Here is an 18,937-nt window from a genome sequence, read left to right on the forward strand (position 1 = left end):
TTCAACCGCTTATCTTTAGTCGATTTTTATTCATTATGCCTGCAAGGCAGGCTCCGCGTCAACTAGGCGGTACGATACTTTCGACAAAAACCAGCATTTCGCCTCAAATCCATAGAAGTATGCCTGCCTTACCGGCCTATCCAGGTACAAAAAAGAATCGAATAAAAATTCGATTCTTTCCATTATTTTAATATTGAACTAGGGAAACCACATCTATACCATCAAACTTGTTTCTGCCTTCGAGGTAGGAAAGCTCGATCAGGAATGCCGCTCCGACAATTTCTCCGCCCAGTTGTTTAATCAGGTCGATGGAGGATTGAATCGTTCCGCCTGTTGCAAGCAGGTCATCGGCGATTAGAACTTTTTGTCCCGGTTTAATCGCATCTTTGTGCATCGCCAATTTATCTTTGCCATACTCAAGCGCATAGTCCACTTCAATCGTCTCGCCAGGCAATTTACCGCTTTTGCGAATCGGAATAAAGCCTACGCCAAGCGCATAAGCGAGCGGAGCGCCGATTACGAAGCCGCGAGCCTCAGGACCTGCAATGACATCGATTTCTTTCTCTTTTACCATTTGTTTCAACTGGTCAATCGCTTCTTTATACACAGCGCCGTCTTGCAGCAAAGTCGTAATGTCTTTAAAACGGATGCCCGGTTGCGGGAAGTCTGGGATAACGCGGATATAATCTTTGAAATTCATATGATTTCCTCCAATAATTGTTTTTCTTCTTTATTTATCTGTTGAGCAATCCACTGCTCTAGTTCTTTAGCCGAAGAATACATCACGATCGATTCAACTTCCTGACGATTCATTCTATGCTGATAGATGCGGGATGCTGTAAGATCTTTCTTTGCCGGTGAAGCATGCAGCTTAACGATCGCGCCTTGTCTTTCGATAAAAGCCAGTTCTTCAAACACGGATATAATAAATTGAATCATCGCCGGTGACAAGCCCGATCTTCGGCTAAAAGAGGTCATGACACGAACATCCTGAACATTCAATGAGCCTTCTTTTTGCAAAGTGCCGTACATCATCTTGAACATCTCCCGAGACGGCAGCGTGCTTCCGCTGTCAGGACCCAAATCCGCAAATACAGGGTAACAGCGCATCATCCCCGCAGCTTGCTGCAAAACGCTCTGTAAACCGGCGATGCTCCTTGGGATCGTATACAGAATAATATCCTTCATATGAGCAAAATCGAGCTGTCCGGCACTTGCGTTGCCTGGCCGCAATTGTCCGCTCTCTTGAACGATCCAGTAGGGAACCGAGTCGCCGATTTGAAACGCGGTAGCCGCAAATGCCCCCTCATCCGTCTCGTCGAAAAGAACGATAGCCGGCACTTGACTGTTAACAGTGCTCGAAGCAAGGGAATTCTGAAGCATATTCAGCTTTGCGCTCAATTGCCCGGCACCCCGCCAATCAAAGAGCTGCATATGCGTGATCTTCAAATCCTGCATGACGATTTGAGGCTTGCGGACACCGTTCCACTCGTTGATGGACAGCTCGCCAAGCACATCGACCTTAGCCGCCGGCGCGATTAGTCCCGCCAAGCTGCCTTTGCCGAAACCGACGGCTTCCACCGAGCAGCTTACTTCATCCTTGGCCTGAGAGAGCGCGAGCTTCAGATGCTGCTTCTCCTTCCCCATGGTTCGGATGTCGCCAAGCTGCAAATCGGTGAACATGAATCTGGGGGCGGGGTTGCCCATGCCGAATGGAGCCAGCTTCTCCAGCGCCTCGATGCTTGCGATCGGAACGTCGGGCAAGCTGCATACGGCATCAGCCCTCAATAGAGGGATGAAATCTTGGTCCGTCAGTGTCGCAGCCGCCAGTTCATTCAGCTTAAGTGTGAATGCCTCCAGGTGAGTGCTGCTTAAGCTCATGCCTGCCGCAGCTTGGTGGCCGCCGTAGTGGTCAAGCCACTCTTCACAGGCCGTCAAAGCCTTGTGCAGGTCAAAGCCGGCGATGGACCGTGCCGAGCCTTTGGCCATGCCTGTCTGCGGGTCAATGCTGAGCACCAAGGTCGGGCGGTAAAACTTCTCCACGATTTTGGAGGCTACAATGCCGACAACTCCGACGTTCCAGCCTTCCTTCGCAACGACAATCACTTTGTCCAAGCCGGTTGCTTGCTGCTCCTCAGCCAGAACAAAGGCTTCCTTCACCATTTCTTCAACGATAAGCTGGCGCTCTTTATTCAACATATCCAATTCATAAGCAATTTGCTCTGCTTCGGTCTCATCGGTTGTTGTCAACAGTTTAACAGCAATATCCGCCGCTTCCAACCGGCCGCTGGCGTTAATGCGTGGCGCAAGGGAGAAGCCGATATGTCCTGCCGTCACTTCTTTGCGTTCTATGCCCGAAACACCGATGAGGGAACGAAACCCTGCGTAGGCAGACTCCTGCATGCGCTGCAGGCCTTGCTTGACGATTAAGCGGTTCTCTCCGGTCAACGGCATTAAATCCGCCACCGTGCCAAGCGCCGCAAATTCAAGCACCTCTTCCGGCAGCCTGTCCAGTAAGGCATGGGCCAGTTTTAAGGCAACGCCGACGCCGGCGAGATATTTAAAAGGATACGGGCAGCCCGGCTTCTTAGGATTGATGACGGACAAAGCCTGGGGCAAATGCTCGGGAGGCTCATGGTGATCTGTAACGATCACATCTATGCCCAGCTCCTGGCAATAAGCTATTTCTTGAACAGCGCTTATGCCCGTGTCCACGGTAATCAATAAATCGACGCCTTGCTCTTTGGCTAAGTCAATCGCAGAGCGGTTCAGACCATAGCCTTCACGAATGCGATGCGGGATATACGTATCGAACCGGGCGCCCAAGCCTTTTAACAAATGATACATAAGCGAGGTGCTGCTTACGCCATCGGCATCGTAATCCCCATACACCCGGATACATTCATCGTTCTGAATCGCTTTCCGGATGCGTTCTACTGCCGTACCCATCCCGTCCAGCAAATACGGATCATGATAATGCTGAACCCCGCCATACATAAACTGCTCGGCATCCGGCACGGTCCTTATGTCTCGGAGAACAAGCAGTCTGGCCACAAGCGGTTCGATCTGCAGTTCGCGCACAAAAGTTTCTATGAGCATTTCATCCGCATTTCCAATGCTCCATCTTGCCTTTGGTGCTAGCACTCGGTGTGTCCTCCTTAGCGTTTTCCGCGAGGAAAACCTTCTTCGTAAGCGTTGCTGCTATAATTAATGAATGACAGACGGGAGCTCGCTGAGCTCTGAATCCGTTGTATGCTTATAGGGATAACCTGCATCGTAAGGTGCCACATGCACAACCACATCCGATACATGATGGAATCGCTTCATCAACTGCTGTTTAACCTTTTTGGAAATTTCATGCCCTTCCCAAACCGATACCCTTGGATTCACGCTGATTTTGATATCGACGACGACGTAATGTCCTTGCTCTCTGGCCTTTAGGTCATCTACCGTGACCACGCCTTTGACCAGTTGGACGACGGCAATCAAATCGTCAGCATCTTCCTGCTGCAGGACGTACTCCTGCTTTTTATGTAGTGCTGCCTGTACGAGAGAATATCCCGTCTTTATGATCAAAAGAGAGACGATGATTCCTGCAAATGGATCCATATAATAAAGGAAAGGTACATCCAAGTAACCGGCCAGTGCAGCTCCGAATACTCCGATCAGAGCCACAATAGTAGAGTATATATCGGATCGGTGCCCCCTGCTATTGGAAATTAATTCCTGAGAACCGATTCGTCTGGCCATCCTGACCGCGTATTGATACATGATTTCTTTGACGGTGAGCGAAATGCCAAGCGCAACGAGCGCGTAATTCTCGATGACATGTGCCGGCCCGGCCCACATGTTTTTAATCGCAGAGATGCCCATCTCAACACCAACAACCAGAACGACGATAGCCAGCAAAATGGTTGCGACAGAAACTTTCTTCTCCGGCTCATGGGGGTTCGCTGCCTCCGGCGACAATCTTGCCGATCGCATTCGAAGCAGTGCAGCGGACGAAGCGATGGCCCCCGATGCCGAATGCGCCGCGTCAGCTAACAGGGCTGAGCTTTGCACCATAACCCCAACAATCCCTTTCAGACACGCAAGAACTGCATTGCCGGCGATACCGCCCCATATAGCGAATTCCGTTTTTTGAAAACGCTCGTCTTTCACGCTGACACTCCCCCTGAACGGATACAAAGGCCGCGCAACATTCACGCGGCCGGTTATTATGGTTATTACGCTGCAGCTTTCTTTTTAGAACTACGTAACGATTTTCTTTTCAAGAGGTACCAGAGCGAACAAGCAATAACGATAGATGAGTAAGCACCGCTTGTCAAACCGACCAGCTTCGCAAGTGCGAACAGCTTAATGGACTCGCTTCCGAATATGTACAAGCAGCCTGCCGCAATCAATACGACGAGAACGGTATTGATATTCCGCGCCATCGTCTGCCAAATACTATCGTTGACCAAAGCAACGAGGTCCTCATCCGTTTTGAGCTTGGCGAATCTTAAGTTTTCACGGATACGGTCGAAAATAACGATTTTATCGTTGATGGAATAACCGATCGTCGTCAAGACCGCCGCCAAAAACGGCAAGTTAACCTCTAGGCGGAACATCGCAAAAACCGCGATAACCATGAAAGCATCGTGCAGAATAGCAATAATCGCAGCAATCGCAAAGCGCCATTCAAAACGGATGCTGACGTATACGCAAATCAATACGCTGGCAATAGCTACCGCATACACGGCTTTAAGCAGCAATTCTTTGGCCAATTGCGGATCGACCGTGTTAATTTCTTTGGAAACCTCCGCGCTATAAGCGGTTGCGAAAGCTGCCTGAATTTTATTGACCGTATCATCGTTAAGAACATCGTCGAAACGGATCGAGACCCGGTCGCTGTTATTCCCGCCGATCGTCGGGTCCGCATAGCGCGACTTCAAATCGCCGCTCGATACAAGACCTTTCATAAGCTCATCCACTTTCGCTTTGTCCAACTGCTTGCCGACGACAAGATCGATATTCGTTCCTGCTTTGAAGTCGACGCCGAAGTTCATTCCGGAGAACAGGATGAAAGCCAGACCAATGACGAGAAGAATAATCGAGATACCAAAAAATCTGTTGCGCGTTCTTACAAAGTCAAACTGTTTCTTAGAGTCCACGGATGTCTGCCTCCTTCACACCGAAATAACTTGGCTTTTTGAGCAAGTTGCCTCGTATGATCAGATGCAGCAGCCATCTGGAGAAAACAACGTTCGTTAAGATACTGATAATAATACTTAACATCGTAATAACCGCGAAGCCGCGAATCGCGCCGTTTCCTACGTAATACAGAACAATACCGGCGATCAAGTTCGTGACGTTGGCGTCCATGATCGTACGGAAGGAGTGTTTGGAGCCCGCTTTCAAGGATGAAAGAATGCTCTTGCCCGCGCGAATTTCTTCACGGATTCTTTCGTATGTAATAATGTTTGCGTCAACCGCCATACCTGCTCCCAATACGAGGGCTGCGATACCCGGCAGCGTCAAGGTCGCATTCATAAAGTCGAAGATTGCCAGCAGCACCCAAATGTATGTAATGAGCGTGAACGCCGCAACAAGCCCCGGTGCACGGTAGTACAGCACCATAAAGAGGAAAATCAAGATCGATGCAATCAGCCCTGCGCGTGCCGTTTGGTGCAAGGAGGCTTTCCCTAGCGTCGCATCAACACGTTGAATATATTTCTCGGTTAACTTCAGCGGCATTGCCCCTAAGTTAATCATTTTCGCTACTTTCGTCGCTTCTGTTACGCTTGTTTGCGTAATGATAGCGGAATCGCTGTCAATCGGGAAATTAACGGATGCCGTCGATTGCACTTGATCATCCAAATAAATGGACAAAGTGCTGCCAACCAGCTTCGTCGTCACTTCCTTAAACTTCTCCCGGCTTTTCATTTTGATCTCTACAATCGGCTGTTTCGTGTTCGGATCGTAGCTCAATTTCGCCGCGTTTTCTACGAAATCCGTACCGTTCATGTAGACGGTGCCATCCGGACCTCTGAAGGTAAGAACAGACGGTTTGGACATCAAGGATCTAACTTCTTCCTCGTTCTCCACGCCGGCAAGACGTACGCGAATTCGATCCGATCCTTCCGGATAGACCTCCGGTTCTGCTACACCAAGGGAGTCAGCCCGTTTAGCAAGACTTTCCGCCGCTTGCGTAAGCGTTTCCTTAGTTAAAGGTTGTCCAGCTGTTAAAGGCTCTGCGGTGTACAAAATTTCAAATCCGCCTTTTAAATCCAATCCAAGCTTGATTCGTTCTACAAGTCTAGGGCTTGTTGCTCCGATTGCGCCAAGAACAATTACAACCGTTAGAAAAAAGAACGATATTCTTTTCCAATCCAGCATCTCTTGCTTGTCTCCCTTCAATACTCAATATGCCTATTATATACAGGTCTGAAAATCGAGTCAATTTAAGTCGCTTCATGAAAAATAAGCCCTTTTCTTAGAATTGGGCCCCTCTATACATACTTATCGTCAACCAGTTCATAAACTGGGTCGATTTAAGTGATAAAATGTCATTCACAATCTGATGAAGAGAAGGGACACCCGTTTTGCGGTACTTGTCGCTCACACAATCCCAAATCTCTTTCCCGGTGACATGTTCATAGCCAAGCAGTACAAATTCCTCGACTTTGCTCAAGCAAAGACTCTCGATAAGTTCATTCAGTTCAAGATCGGAAAGATCGACTCCGGCTTCCTCCTTATCCGAAGGAGCAAACTCTCCTTCCTCGAGCTGTGCATCCGCCTTGTCCTCAGGATGATGAGGCACTTGATCGTTATCTTCTCCATGCATAGAGAGAACCTCCTAAGGTTCGATTTATCTGAATCACCTGATACATTCGATGTTCATCCGGCTTTTTCCTGCCAAGCTGTGACCTGTCCATAAAATGTTAGCATGAGCTCCACCAACCCGCGCATATCCATAGGGTAAGACAAGTATCGGAAGAGGGTATGGCATGACCAAGCAATCGTTTATCAGAGGTACGATGATTCTTTTGGCCGCAGGCATTTTGAACCGTATTCTCGGCTTCATACCCAGAATAACGCTGCCGCGTGTCATCGGCGCAGAAGGCATAGGCATTTATCATATGGGGTGGCCGTTCCTCTCCGTCATTCTGACGATCATTACAGGCGGTATTCCTGTTGCGATTGCCAAGCTGATTGCGGAAGCCGAAGCCGAGCGCAACGAAACGAGAATCCGCAGCATTCTGCGAATTTCTTTAGCATTGACAATTGGCCTTAGCGTTCTATTTACAGCTGCCTGCGTTGCGGGAGCCTCCTGGATAACCTCCCATCTGCTAACAGACTCACGCGTTTATTACACGTTTCTGTGCATGAGCCCTATGATCCCGATCATTGGCATCTCCGCCGTATACCGCGGTTATTTTCAAGGCAGACAGAATATGATTCCTACAGCCACTTCGCAAATCATGGAAACGCTCATTCGCATTGTGATGGTGCTTCTGTGCTCGTATGTAATGATCCCTTACGGGATCGAATATGCCGCGGCCGGGGCCATGGTAGGTGTTCTTGCCGGTGAAATTGGCGGACTGGCCGTGCTGGCCATCCATTTCAGGTACGACAAGAAATCGTCCCCCAAACTGCCTGTCGCCCACATCGGCACAACGAAAACGAATGGCCGGCTGGCGAATTTCCGCAGAATTCTGCGCATTTCGATTCCGATTACCGGAAGCAAGCTGATTGGTGCAAGCTCTTACCTGTTTGAATCCATTCTGATTGCGCAGAGTCTGGCGATTGCCGGAATTACCACTAAACTCGCTACAGCGCAATATGGCGCTTTACAAGGGATGGTTATTCCCATCATTCTGCTGCCAAGCGCACTGACCATGTCCTTATCGGTCTCGCTTGTCCCCTCTCTAAGCGAAGCCGCCGCCCGCAAAGATATCAAAACCATCCATGCGCGTCTGCATCAATCCTTGAAGCTGGCGCTAGTTACCGGGGCGCCGTTCGCGGTCCTCATGTTCGTGCTCGCTGAGCCGATCTGCAGGTATATGTACAATCAGCCCGATGTAGGCGTCATGCTGAAAATGATGGCTCCTATCGCCATATTCATTTATTTTCAAGCTCCTCTGCAATCGACTTTGCAAGCTTTGAACAAGCCCGGCGCCGCGCTGATCAATACCCTTATAGGTTCCAGCGTCAAGCTGATCCTTATCTATTGGCTGGCCAGCAAGCCGGAGCTGGGCATTCACGGAGCCGTTTTTGCCATCAATGTTAATATTGTACTGGTTACGCTCTTGCATTGGAACAGTGTTGTGCGCTTGTTGAAATTCCGCATGGAAGGCAGCGATTTCGGTAAAATAGGAGCGGCAATGGCGCTTTCCGGCCTATCCTGCTACTTCATCATGTATGTCCCATGGACTTCTGTCGAATGGCTTCGTTTTGCAGCCTCGTCTCTTACAGGTCTTGTCATGTATATGTTTTTCATTACCGTTTTCCGACTGATCAGCTTGAAAGATCTGGCCCGGGTCATGAACATGGGCAAAAGAATTATCCGTTAACCTATCTCTTCCGGTCAAGGAACATCCGCCCTCTATGATCAATGGAGCAGTAAAATACTTCTTTGAAATCGCGCGCTCCTTTGATCTGCAGCTGGTTTTTCAACCAAAATCGCGTTTTCCCTATTTTCTCCAAATTATCGTCCTGCACTTTGCCATCCATAATAAGCGGCAGCGGAAGACCCTCATAACGAATCGTGCCTTTAAGGCCATGTTCGTCTATGACGGTCTCTTTTTCTTTCTCTTTCTGGCTGTGGCGTTTCTCCACAACGCTTAATTTCCCCGAAGGCTCAAGAACGGCAAACTCCACATCGGCGACATTCATGATCTTATTTTGTCTTAGCTGCTGCATCAAATCATCCAGATTATACCGGTGCTTCCTCATTTCCTCCCGATCGATCAAGCCTTCTTTAATAATGACGCTGGGCTCTCCATCAAATAGAATCCTGAGATTTCTATTTTTCAGGGCGACGTAGGCAATGAAGATTTGGATAAGCACTAGCGTAGCCATTGGAACGAGTCCGGCCATAAGCGGTTTCGCTGCATCCTCCAGCACGAAAACAGCAATTTCGGCAATCATAATCGAAATGACCAGATCAAACAGCGACAACTTCCCGATTTCCCGTTTTCCCATGAGACGGAGCATGAGGAACACGACAAAATAGATCAGCACGGTACGAAAAAAAATGGTCAGAATATCCATGGATAGCCTCCCTGATCTAAGCTCTTGCTTGTTCTCGGAGTTCACTGGTATTCTGACCGCTGATGCACTTCATCATGCAGATTTTACGTATTCAATTGTTGGCAATTACAGTAGAAATAACTTGAAATACACCGTGGCTGCAAGGAATAAAACCAAGGAGATTGGCCCTGCAATCAGGAAATAATTACGGAAATTCAGCCCTCCCCCTTCTTGCTCGGAAAGTGCCGCCGCGTACATACCGGGCAGGGAACCAAAGAGCGTAACCCCGCTTCCAATCGCCGTACCGACAATGAGTGACCACCATAGAGGCTGGACAGTCACTTGAGAAATACTTTGCATGTCCTGGCCAACATGCTCGATCACTGGAATCATAGCCGCGGTATAAGGCACGTAATCCACGACGGATGATCCGAATCCTGTCAGCCATAACAAGAGAATGGAGAGGAACGACATGCTGCCCTGGCTGATTTCTAGCCCTCTAGCTGCGATGAACCCCGAAATTCCTGCATACGTTAACCCGCCCACCATGATGAATAATCCTAAGAAAAACAAAGCCTGCGTGTCGAGTATGCCATTCCAGAAGGAAAGGTAATCTTTTCTTTTGACAAGCTGTACCAAATCTTTGTAGTTGAGCGCTAGCAGCGCTACGGCTCCACCAACGGCGATATAGGCTGCATGCCAGCCCAAAATGCCCTGAAATAAAAAAGCCAGCAGCGTTAATCCCGAAATGGCGCAGCCTCCAAGAAACATGACCCTGCTTTCGGGTAAATAAGAGTCTGGCTGCAGAGAGAGAACTTCCCGCTTGTACGTTTCCGGAATGATCATCTTCCTGCCATAAAGAACCCACATCGCGAGGTAAACGATGGCCAGCATGATGATAACGAGCGGTGCGATTTTGATCAGCATCTCTCCCGTCGTGATGTGCTCTGCCGCGCCGATCAACCTGTTGGACCAGTTGCCCAAAGGAGTCGCTGCACCGCCTAGATTCGCGGATAACAAAACGGAAATCAGAAAAGGAACCGGCGATAATTTCATCATCTTCGTTGTTTTAAAGAGCAGCGGAACGATGACAGCAATAGCCAGCAAGCTGCTCAACAATGCCGAAACGACAGCAGCCAGCAGCGACAAACATAGCAGTATCGTAAAAGGCTTCAGCCGGAACACGCGTATGATTTTACTTGCAGAATAAGCGATAAGTCCCGTTTTCTGAAAAAGGCCGGCAATGACAAATAAGCTGATGAGATACAAAAGGATCTCCCAATTCGCGTATGCAGCAAACGCCTTTCCTATTGGAACAATGCCCAGCAGCAGCATCAGAACGGCTCCACCAAGCGCCGTATACATTCGGTCCCACTTCTCGATCAATATACAAACATATGCTGCCATAAAAATAATAAGAGCTGCAATAGCCTGCCATAGAGCGGGTCCTTGAGAAAATTCCGTCATAATTATTCACCCTTCCTGTGAACAGTCTGTACTAATTCTATGTGCTTGGCCATACAATGATGTTAATGAAAAGAACGAAAATAAGAAAGGATTGGTGCCTGTGAACCCCATGAAAACGGTCAGTCAGGTTCGAATAACATCTCCATTATTTTCCGGTCTTGCCTACTCATTAAGCATGATGACAATTGGGACAATAATTACATCATTATTCTTATTTTTGACAAGCACACAAGAGAGTTCCCTGCATACTTTAACTACGATAATCCATGCCGCAGCGCTTTTTATCGGAGGTTGGGTTTCTGGCAAAAGAGCCGGAAACCGCGGCTGGTATCATGGGGGACTCGTCGGATTCGTCTATTTCATCCTTATTTTTCTCGTAGGCTTTCTTGCTTTTGACGCGGGGCTGAATCTTAATTCGCTGCAATTGCTCGGCATTTTGTTCGCATCAGGTGCGCTTGGAGGCATACTTGGCGTAAATACGAATAAATAAGACGTTTCCGTGAAAATATCACTATCCCCCTTAGATTGTGGTATAATATCATAGTTATATTCGCAATAATTTCCAATATTAGGGGGAAAGCACCATGAGCCCGTTTCAGTCTATGACGCATGCAACGGTCTATATAGTCATAACTGTCATTGTCTTTCTGATTGCAGCCACTCGGAAGAATCCGTTCGCCATCGCCGGAAGCTTCGTTCAAGAAATATTTACATCCCGCAAGTATATGTTCCACTTCGCCGCACTCATTACGATTCTCTTTTTTAACAAGATTGAGATGTGGGTCGAGAAAAGAATTAACTATAAAGCTGATTTTACCAAATCCATCTATGGGATTGAAGGCAACTTTGTTGCATCGATTCAAAATTTCTTCCATAATGACACGTTGACGGCGATAAGCAGCTACTTCTATGTTGTGGTCTTTCCAGCCGTCATGATCGCTTCCATTGCCCTTTATACGTATAAGAAAAATTATAAGCTATTTTACGCTATTTGTTACGCGCTCATGTTCAACTATATGATTGCGATTCCGTTCTATCTGTTCTTTCCGGTCAACGAGGTCTGGTCGTTTCATCCTAATGTTAAACTGCTGATCTTGGACGTATTCCCAACTTTCGAGCAGGATTACCGTCCGCTTTCCGGACTGGATAATTGTTTTCCCAGCTTGCATACGTCGATCTCCGTATCGATGGCTGTCATTGCCGTCAAGAGCCGCAATACGTTCTGGAAAATTTTCGTCCCGATTTCATCCGCTTTTATCATTTTCACCATCTTCTATTTGGGCATCCACTGGTTATCCGATATGTGTGCGGGCGTTGTCCTCGGCGTCGTGGCGGCCAGACTGGGATTGCGCATTTCCGAAGGACGACTCATTCTTGGCGAACAAGCGCTGCTTAAGCGATCTTTAAAAAACAACGAACTATAAAGCCAAACAAAAAGCGAGAGCCTCATGAAGGTTCTCGCTTTTTCGTTTTATTCCTTTGCTGTCGATTGGGATACAGCATTGATAGCAGAACGCTCAAAAGTCATTTTCGTTGCATCGTTGACACGAAGCACGCAAATGTCGTCTGTGATCTCCATGATCGTGCCGTGCAATCCGCCGATCGTCACGACCTTATCCCCTTTTTTCAATGCCCCCAGCATTTGATTGCGTGTTTTCTGTCTTTTTTGTTGCGGACGAATAAGTAAGAAATAGAGAACTACAAACATGAGCACTAAAGGCCCGTATGTATACAAATATCCTACCGCGCCAGTATTCGCAGCTTGAGTTTCAGCCAATAGAAACATAGGTATCCTCCTTTCTTAAAATCCTCTTTCATTATCATTCAGCCCATAAGAAGCAAAGAATTCATCGCGGAAATCAAGCAGGCGATCTTCCTGAATGGCTGCTCTGACATCGCGCATGAGCTGTAGCAGAAAGTGAAGGTTATGAATTGTCGTCAATCTGATTCCGAAAGTTTCATCCGCTTTAATTAAATGACGAATATAAGCTCTGCTGTAATTCGTGCATGTATAGCAAGAGCATTTGGGATCAAGCGGACCGAAATCCTTCGCATGCTTCGCATTCCGAATGACGAGACGTCCTTCGCTTGTCATGCATGTCCCATTCCGGGCGATTCTTGTTGGGAGTACGCAGTCGAACATGTCGATCCCGCGGATAGCGCCTTCAATTAGCGCATCAGGGGAACCCACGCCCATCAGATAGCGCGGTTTGTTAGCCGGCATCAATGGCGCTGTATAGTCAAGTACTTCGTACATCAAGTGCTTTGGCTCGCCTACGCTCAGTCCACCAATAGCATACCCCGGGAAATCCATGGAAGTCAACTGTTCAGCGCTCATCCTGCGCAGGTCCTCGTACATGCCGCCCTGGATGATTGCGAACAAGCCTTGGTCTTCCGGTCGGCTGTGACTTTTCAGGCAGCGCTCCGCCCAGCGGGTCGTCCGTTCCAGCGATTTTTTCACGTAATCGTATTCAGCAGGGAACGGAGGGCACTCGTCAAAGGCCATCATAATATCCGAACCAAGCGCATTCTGAATTTCCATGGCTACTTCCGGGGAAAGGAACAGTTTGTCACCGTTAAGATGAGATTTAAACGTTACGCCTTCTTCTGTGATTTTGCGCATGTTGCTTAGACTAAATACTTGAAATCCTCCGCTATCCGTTAAAATAGGGCGATCCCAGTTCATAAATTTGTGCAGCCCGCCAGCGGCTTTCACAATATCATGACCTGGACGAATGAAAAGGTGATACGTATTGCTCAAAATAATTTGAGCGTCCAACGTCTTCAATTCCTCCGGGCTCATCGTTTTCACTGTGGCTTGCGTACCTACCGGCATGAAAGCCGGCGTTTCAATAACACCATGCGGTGTGTGTACCCGGCCCAGACGGGCTCCGGATTGCTTGCAAGTTTTAATCGGTTCGTACGTTACTGCTGCTGCCATTACATCCACTTCCTATTCTAAGCGTCCTCTAGTTCTTGCCTCTTTCAGTAAATAAGCATTGCGTCTCCAAAGCTGAAAAAACGATACTGCTCCCGAACGGCTTCTTCATAAGCCTGCATCACATAAGTCCTTCCGGCCAGCGCACTAATCAGCATGAGGAGCGTTGACTTCGGCAAATGAAAATTCGTTAACAGCGCATCCACGACTCCGAACGTATATCCCGGATAAATAAAAATGCTCGTCCATCCATGGGAGGGCTGGATATCTACATACTTTCCGGCTTCGGCGCCTGCTTGTTCGCGGCTGAGACCTGCAGCGGTCTCCAGCGTTCGCGCAGATGTCGTGCCAACGGCGATAACGCGCTTGCCGTTCGCTTTCGTTTCATTAATCGCTGCCGCTGTTTCGGGCGAAAGCACGTAGTACTCGGCATGCATTTGATGCTCTTCAATGGTGTCTACTGAGACCGGACGGAATGTTCCCAGTCCGACATGCAGAGTGACGAACGCGAGGCGCACTCCCTTCGCCTTCAGCTTATCCAAGTAAGCCTCCGTGAAGTGCAGTCCTGCCGTCGGAGCTGCGGCCGAGCCTTCGTGCTTCGCATACACCGTTTGATAGCGTTCCCGCTCCGGCAGTTGTTCCTTAATATAAGGAGGCAGAGGCATCTCGCCTAACCGGTCCAAAATTTCATTAAAAATGCCCTTGTAGCTGAATTGCAGCACGCGCGCGCCCATGTCGCCCACTTCCACGACTTCTGCCGTCAAAAGGGGCTCCTCACCCTGCGCTCCGTCTTGGTTTAAGCCAAAAACGGCTACCGCCCCCAACTGCATGCGCTTCCCAGGCTTCACAAGAGCTTCCCAACGATCTTCGCCCAGCTGCTTCAAGAGCAGCAGCTCGACCTTGGCTCCCGTGTCCTTCTTCACGCCAAATAGCCGTGCTGGAATAACCCGTGTGTCATTCATCACGAGCAAATCCCCGGCTTCCACATAATCAATCAACTGCTCAAAGGTTTGGTGACCGATTTCTCCGGTCTGTTTATTGAGCGTAAGCAATCTAGACGCCGTGCGGTTAAGCAGCGGCGTCTGGGCGATCAACGATTCAGGCAATTCAAAGTCAAATGCTTGTACATCCATGTGTGTGTATTCATTCCTTAGTTATGTTGACTCCAGCATAATATGTCTGAAGTATTTTTTTGTAATCATAGCCTTGTTCAGCAAAACCTCTTGCTCCCCATTGGGACATCCCTAGCCCATGCCCATAGCCTGTACCCCGGAAAACGAATTGTTTGGCTTGCGATGGCGCGGTTGGTGTGACGGAAGGTGCGGTTGGGGTTCCCGGCTTATCCGTTGGTTTAGCCAGCCCGCTAGTACCTAACGCTGTCAAATCCGTCTTCTTCAACACTGTCGGTTGGGATTGATTGCCTGACAGCACATAGACGGAGTCGGCACCGGCGCTGCCGGTCTGGGTACTGCCTGCCCCCACAATGGCCAGATTCGTTCCTTGCGAGGTATTACCAGTATAACTTCCCGCTCCTTCAATTTCAAACAATGTGCTGGGCAATCCGCCAAGCACCGTGCGGAAGGCGTCCGGATAAGGTACTTTCACCACAACACCGTTCGCCTTAAGCTCTGTGACCCTTCCGGAAGGCCCGCGCCCGGATACTTCCAGCGATGTCAGTTCCCCATTCACCGTTACCCCTGCTGCCGCTAATTTACTTTTCATCTCGCTGGCCGTATACGGGCCTCTTATCCATGAATAAGCGTTGGATTCTTTTTCCTGACCCAAAACGAGCACTTTTTCCTTTGCAGCAAGCTGATCAATGGAGGGATTCGCTATGTTATCCACGTATGGAGCCGAACGAACATTAACGCCCTGTTCGGTGGCCTCATAGTAGGAAGCGCCGTCCTTGCTCTTTTGCCCGCTATCCTTCAAATACACGCCCGACACATATCCGATTCGGCCATTCCCCATTTGAATGCGGTACCAGATCGCTTTGCCTTTTTCTGCGCCTTCATCGGGGCTGACCACACTGCGCAAATAAGCTGCGGGATTTCCCCAAACCTCTGACGGGTCTGCCGTCATGCCTCCTGAATTGGATGAGAACACAGGAGAAATCAATCCGCTTTTATCCGAAATGACTTCATCCTTCGTGGCATCAACCGCTTGAATGCCTGCCGCAAACTCTTTTTGCATACCGTAATAAGCTTGATCCAACGTTGTATCCGTCACTTGTGCGATTTCATATTTATTTCCCTGCTTGATAGCAAATGTCCGGGCAGCGACGGCTTGCGCTTTCAAAGCTTCCGCAGGCCACGCGGAGCCGAGCTCTGCGCCTAAAACGCCATATAAGTAGGATTCCATCGGCACTTCATTCACCAATGCTAATTTATTCTGATATGTACTGACTTCCATGTCGCCACGGTATTTGCGGTCCGCTTTTTCTTTAACTGCAATGCCCTCCATTTTCGGATGAACCACGGTTTTTTGCTGACCGGTCCCTGCTGCGTAATGGGGAACCGATGCGGTTCCGTTCGCAGACGCCGTTACATCCGATCTTCGAATGAGATAAGCTGCCTTGGTGTTGGCAGCTTGCAAAGGGATGCTTGGCGCCGCTTGCAAAGCCGCCTGCTTCACAGACTCCAATTGGGCGGGAGTCGCTTCATTGCCTACCCATACGCTGAAGACAGGCGGCTTCCCTGCCGCATCTTCTTGCAAGGCCAAATCTGCCTGGATGCCTGCACCGGCATAAACAGCCGCTTGCTGCAAAGCAGCCTCCTCCGTGGCGTACGTGCCTGCACTTAAGCGAAGCGGACCGGTTACTACCGGCGGAACCTGTTTGGTGAACGCAGCGACCGCTGCGTCTCTAAGCGCCTGAGTGGCAGCGCTGTCAGCCGCTTCCTTGGTTGGGAAGCTGCCGTAAAACACCTGGTACACAGTTTTTCCTTGCTTCACCCGGCTTAGCACATAGCCATCGGCCGACATCGTGGCAAGCTTGGCATACAGTCCCTTAGCTGCAGCAAAGTCCGTCGTTTCCAGCATCATAACACTATATTGATCCAGCGATACGCGGATAACAGGATCCGGAACGGAAAGCCACAGCTGATCGGCCGCTCCGGCGGCACTGCGCACGCTGATGTCCATTCCGCCGGTCGAACTAAACGTGGTAAATGGTTCTATCAATTTATATTTGGTTGAATCTATGAATAGGGCAACGCGCACTTCATCCAGATGTTTTATTCCCGCAGCATAGGCTGTAACTGGGACGCCCTGCACCTGAAAGGTTCCAAAAGTCAAAGCAGCCGTCGTAATTATCGCGAGGGTCTTAATAGCTAGCTCCTTTTTTCTTCGTTTCATTCGACAATAATTCCTTTCCTTTTGCAGCATTCTACTAAGTTAGACTCTAGCAAGCGGCAGAAGTTTTGTTTCGTAGAATAATAAAAAAAAGCCGGAGCGCAAAAATACCGGTACCATGCGCATAAGGAGCACTCGGCGGGGCGCCAGCGGACTAGCCTTAAGGGAACTGAGAGCCTCTATTTCGCCGAAAAAGGCGAGATGCTCATTTTAGTGGGAACTACAGGGCTTTATTCGCCTGCCTAGCCCAACATTTCGGCCAAAAACGGCAAAATAGTGCCCTGTAGTTCTCCTTCATTTGTCGAGATTCCGATTTCCAGCTGATAGCGGACTGTAGTTCTCTTTGGGGGCCAAAGCGAGAGGGGCAGGTGGCGGAATTGTATGAGCTAGTGTCTACGAGCGGGGTTCAGCGGGCTCGCCCATAAGGAATACTCGGAACGCCTTCGGTCTAGCCTTAAGGGAACTGAGAGCCTCTATTTCGCCGAAAACGCCCAGCTGCTCATTTTAGTGGGAACTACAGGGCCTTATTCGCCTGCCTAGCCCAACATTTCGGCCAAAAAGGCAAAATAGAGCCCTGTAGTTCCCCTTCATCCGCCAAAATGCCGATTTCCAGCTGAATAGTGGACTGCAGTTCCCTTTTGGGGGGAGGTTCAGAGCAAGGGTGGCAGGTGGCGGAGTTGTAAGAGCTGGGGTCTACGAGCGGAGTTCAACGGGCCGCTCTACAAGCAGAGTTCCACGAGTGGGAGTTCACGAGCTGGAATTCACGAGCGGAGTTCTACCTCCCCCACCCAGCTAGCCCGATGCTCTCACTCCATAGCGCTTCGACAATTCGCCGACTCCCCATATTCCGCCCCACCGCCTCCAACCGCATCGCCAAGCTCTCTTGGCCAAAACCGAAAAAAAGGAGCCAATCGGCCCCTTCTTCGTGATCTTTATGACCGTTGTTCCGGCACCGGCAAACCAAGGTGATGATACGCTTGCGGCGTAACGGTCCGCCCTCTCGGAGTACGCTGCAAAAACCCAATTTGCAGCAAATAAGGCTCGTAGACGTCCTCGATCGTCTGACTCTCTTCGCCGATGGTGGCGGCGATCGTCTCCAGGCCGACAGGACCGCCCTGGAAGCTCTGAATGATCGCTCTCAGCATCTTATGGTCGATTTCGTCCAGACCCAGGTCATCGATCTGGATGCGCTTCAGCGCCTCTTTAGCGATGTCCAGCGTGATGATGCCATCGCCCTTCACCTGCGCGAAATCGCGCACCCGCTTCAGCAAGCGGTTCGCGATACGCGGCGTTCCGCGCGAGCGCATGCCGATCTCGCGCGCAGCTTCGCCGACGATGCCGACCTGCAGGATGTCAGCCGTCCGGGAGACGATGTAGGTGAGCTCCTCCACCGTATAAAACTCCAGCCGGCTGACGACTCCGAAACGGTCGCGCAGCGGCGCAGACAACAAACCTACGCGCGTCGTCGCGCCAATCAGTGTAAACGCAGGCAAGTCCAGCCGCACCGAGCGCGCGCTCGGCCCCTTGCCGATAATAATATCAAGGGCAAAATCCTCCATCGCCGGATACAGCACCTCTTCCACCGTACGGTGGAGGCGGTGGATTTCGTCGATGAACAGCACGTCGCCTTCCTGCAAATTCGTCAGGATGGCAGCCAAATCGCCCGGCCGCTCGATGGCGGGGCCGGAGGTCGTTCTAATGTTCACGCCAAGCTCGTTGGCGATGATGTTGGACAGGGTCGTCTTCCCCAGCCCTGGCGGTCCGTAAAGCAGCACGTGATCCAGCGCTTCCTTGCGCATCTTCGCTGCTTCAATATAAATCTTGAGGTTCTCCTTAGCCTGCTTCTGGCCGATATATTCAGCCAAATAACGGGGACGCAGACTGTACTCTATGGCACTGTCCTCCATCATCAAATTAGCCGATATAATCCGGTCATTATCCATGGTG

The 18,937-nt window shown here is 49.7% G+C and carries 16 protein-coding genes; 3 read left to right on the forward strand and 13 right to left on the reverse strand.

The features are described from left to right. Nucleotides 1-187 precede the first annotated feature (187 nt). The 6 genes from AC3WRW_RS08020 to AC3WRW_RS08045 form a co-directional block, all read right to left on the reverse strand. Nucleotides 188-700: an adenine phosphoribosyltransferase gene (locus AC3WRW_RS08020; RefSeq protein WP_492545818.1), complete on the reverse strand. Its 513-nt coding sequence runs from the start codon at nucleotides 698-700 to the stop codon at nucleotides 188-190. Next, nucleotides 697-3,144: a single-stranded-DNA-specific exonuclease RecJ gene (gene recJ, locus AC3WRW_RS08025; protein WP_492545819.1), complete on the reverse strand. Its 2,448-nt coding sequence runs from the start codon at nucleotides 3,142-3,144 to the stop codon at nucleotides 697-699. The genes AC3WRW_RS08020 and recJ overlap by 4 nt, the downstream gene beginning before the upstream one ends. A gap of 63 nt (nucleotides 3,145-3,207) precedes the next feature. After that, nucleotides 3,208-4,161: a cation diffusion facilitator family transporter gene (locus AC3WRW_RS08030; protein ID WP_492545820.1), complete on the reverse strand. Its 954-nt coding sequence runs from the start codon at nucleotides 4,159-4,161 to the stop codon at nucleotides 3,208-3,210. Nucleotides 4,162-4,226: 65 nt separating this feature from the next. Then, nucleotides 4,227-5,153 carry a protein translocase subunit SecF gene (secF, locus tag AC3WRW_RS08035; RefSeq protein ID WP_492545821.1) on the reverse strand — a complete coding sequence of 309 codons (927 nt, stop codon included), beginning with the start codon at nucleotides 5,151-5,153 and terminating at the stop codon, nucleotides 4,227-4,229. Beyond that, a complete protein-coding gene (gene secD / locus AC3WRW_RS08040; RefSeq protein ID WP_492545898.1) occupies nucleotides 5,143-6,375 on the reverse strand; it encodes a protein translocase subunit SecD in 1,233 nt (410 codons plus the stop codon). Before secD ends, secF begins: the two co-directional genes overlap by 11 nt. A 100-nt stretch (nucleotides 6,376-6,475) precedes the next feature. After that, the gene (locus AC3WRW_RS08045) at nucleotides 6,476-6,826 is read right to left on the reverse strand and encodes a post-transcriptional regulator (RefSeq protein WP_492545822.1); all 351 of its coding nucleotides are present in this window, start codon (nucleotides 6,824-6,826) and stop codon (nucleotides 6,476-6,478) included. Between the two features lie 163 nt (nucleotides 6,827-6,989). Between AC3WRW_RS08045 and spoVB the strand changes: the two genes are divergently transcribed. Continuing rightward, on the forward strand, nucleotides 6,990-8,555 hold the full coding sequence (gene spoVB / locus AC3WRW_RS08050) for a stage V sporulation protein B (RefSeq protein ID WP_492545823.1): 1,566 nt from the start codon (nucleotides 6,990-6,992) through the stop codon (nucleotides 8,553-8,555). A gap of 1 nt (nucleotide 8,556) precedes the next feature. On the opposite strand, the gene AC3WRW_RS08055 is transcribed toward spoVB, so the two are convergent. Then, nucleotides 8,557-9,255 carry a DUF421 domain-containing protein gene (locus AC3WRW_RS08055; protein WP_492545824.1) on the reverse strand — a complete coding sequence of 233 codons (699 nt, stop codon included), beginning with the start codon at nucleotides 9,253-9,255 and terminating at the stop codon, nucleotides 8,557-8,559. A gap of 105 nt (nucleotides 9,256-9,360) precedes the next feature. Continuing rightward, on the reverse strand, nucleotides 9,361-10,701 hold the full coding sequence (locus AC3WRW_RS08060; protein WP_492545825.1) for an ArsB/NhaD family transporter: 1,341 nt from the start codon (nucleotides 10,699-10,701) through the stop codon (nucleotides 9,361-9,363). 109 nt (nucleotides 10,702-10,810) lie between these two features. On the opposite strand from AC3WRW_RS08060, the gene AC3WRW_RS08065 reads away from it, so the two are divergent. After that, a complete protein-coding gene (locus AC3WRW_RS08065) occupies nucleotides 10,811-11,191 on the forward strand; it encodes a TIGR04086 family membrane protein (protein WP_246294542.1) in 381 nt (126 codons plus the stop codon). 94 nt (nucleotides 11,192-11,285) lie between these two features. Then, on the forward strand, nucleotides 11,286-12,125 hold the full coding sequence (locus tag AC3WRW_RS08070; protein ID WP_492545826.1) for a phosphatase PAP2 family protein: 840 nt from the start codon (nucleotides 11,286-11,288) through the stop codon (nucleotides 12,123-12,125). 47 nt (nucleotides 12,126-12,172) lie between these two features. Here AC3WRW_RS08070 and yajC read toward each other — a convergent pair whose 3' ends face one another. From yajC to ruvB, 5 genes are all read right to left on the reverse strand, one after another. Continuing rightward, nucleotides 12,173-12,487: a preprotein translocase subunit YajC gene (yajC, locus tag AC3WRW_RS08075; RefSeq protein ID WP_492545827.1), complete on the reverse strand. Its 315-nt coding sequence runs from the start codon at nucleotides 12,485-12,487 to the stop codon at nucleotides 12,173-12,175. Between the two features lie 15 nt (nucleotides 12,488-12,502). After that, the gene (tgt, locus tag AC3WRW_RS08080; RefSeq protein WP_492545828.1) at nucleotides 12,503-13,642 is read right to left on the reverse strand and encodes a tRNA guanosine(34) transglycosylase Tgt; all 1,140 of its coding nucleotides are present in this window, start codon (nucleotides 13,640-13,642) and stop codon (nucleotides 12,503-12,505) included. A 44-nt stretch (nucleotides 13,643-13,686) separates the two neighbouring features. Beyond that, nucleotides 13,687-14,772: a tRNA preQ1(34) S-adenosylmethionine ribosyltransferase-isomerase QueA gene (queA, locus tag AC3WRW_RS08085; protein ID WP_492545829.1), complete on the reverse strand. Its 1,086-nt coding sequence runs from the start codon at nucleotides 14,770-14,772 to the stop codon at nucleotides 13,687-13,689. Nucleotides 14,773-14,782: 10 nt separating this feature from the next. Further along, on the reverse strand, nucleotides 14,783-16,993 hold the full coding sequence (locus AC3WRW_RS08090) for a SpoIID/LytB domain-containing protein (RefSeq protein WP_492545830.1): 2,211 nt from the start codon (nucleotides 16,991-16,993) through the stop codon (nucleotides 14,783-14,785). Between the two features lie 929 nt (nucleotides 16,994-17,922). Then, nucleotides 17,923-18,933, reverse strand: coding sequence for a Holliday junction branch migration DNA helicase RuvB (ruvB, locus tag AC3WRW_RS08095; RefSeq protein ID WP_167069207.1), 1,011 nt, complete (start codon nucleotides 18,931-18,933; stop codon nucleotides 17,923-17,925). Nucleotides 18,934-18,937 lie beyond the last annotated feature (4 nt).

This window comes from Paenibacillus sp. FW126-R14 (genome assembly GCF_058789495.1).

Bases quoted from the DNA above. Each gene is read 5' to 3' on its own strand.
- AC3WRW_RS08020 (WP_492545818.1), bottom strand. From the start codon at position 700: ATGAATTTCAAAGATTATATCCGCGTTATCCCAGACTTCCCGCAACCG.
- AC3WRW_RS08045 (WP_492545822.1), bottom strand. From the start codon at position 6,826: ATGCATGGAGAAGATAACGATCAAGTGCCTCATCATCCTGAGGACAAG.
- spoVB (WP_492545823.1), top strand. From the start codon at position 6,990: ATGACCAAGCAATCGTTTATCAGAGGTACGATGATTCTTTTGGCCGCA.
- AC3WRW_RS08055 (WP_492545824.1), bottom strand. From the start codon at position 9,255: ATGGATATTCTGACCATTTTTTTTCGTACCGTGCTGATCTATTTTGTC.
- AC3WRW_RS08060 (WP_492545825.1), bottom strand. From the start codon at position 10,701: ATGACGGAATTTTCTCAAGGACCCGCTCTATGGCAGGCTATTGCAGCT.
- AC3WRW_RS08065 (WP_246294542.1), top strand. From the start codon at position 10,811: ATGAAAACGGTCAGTCAGGTTCGAATAACATCTCCATTATTTTCCGGT.
- AC3WRW_RS08070 (WP_492545826.1), top strand. From the start codon at position 11,286: ATGAGCCCGTTTCAGTCTATGACGCATGCAACGGTCTATATAGTCATA.
- yajC (WP_492545827.1), bottom strand. From the start codon at position 12,487: ATGTTTCTATTGGCTGAAACTCAAGCTGCGAATACTGGCGCGGTAGGA.
- tgt (WP_492545828.1), bottom strand. From the start codon at position 13,642: ATGGCAGCAGCAGTAACGTACGAACCGATTAAAACTTGCAAGCAATCC.
- queA (WP_492545829.1), bottom strand. From the start codon at position 14,772: ATGGATGTACAAGCATTTGACTTTGAATTGCCTGAATCGTTGATCGCC.
- AC3WRW_RS08090 (WP_492545830.1), bottom strand. From the start codon at position 16,993: ATGAAACGAAGAAAAAAGGAGCTAGCTATTAAGACCCTCGCGATAATT.
- ruvB (WP_167069207.1), bottom strand. From the start codon at position 18,933: ATGGATAATGACCGGATTATATCGGCTAATTTGATGATGGAGGACAGT.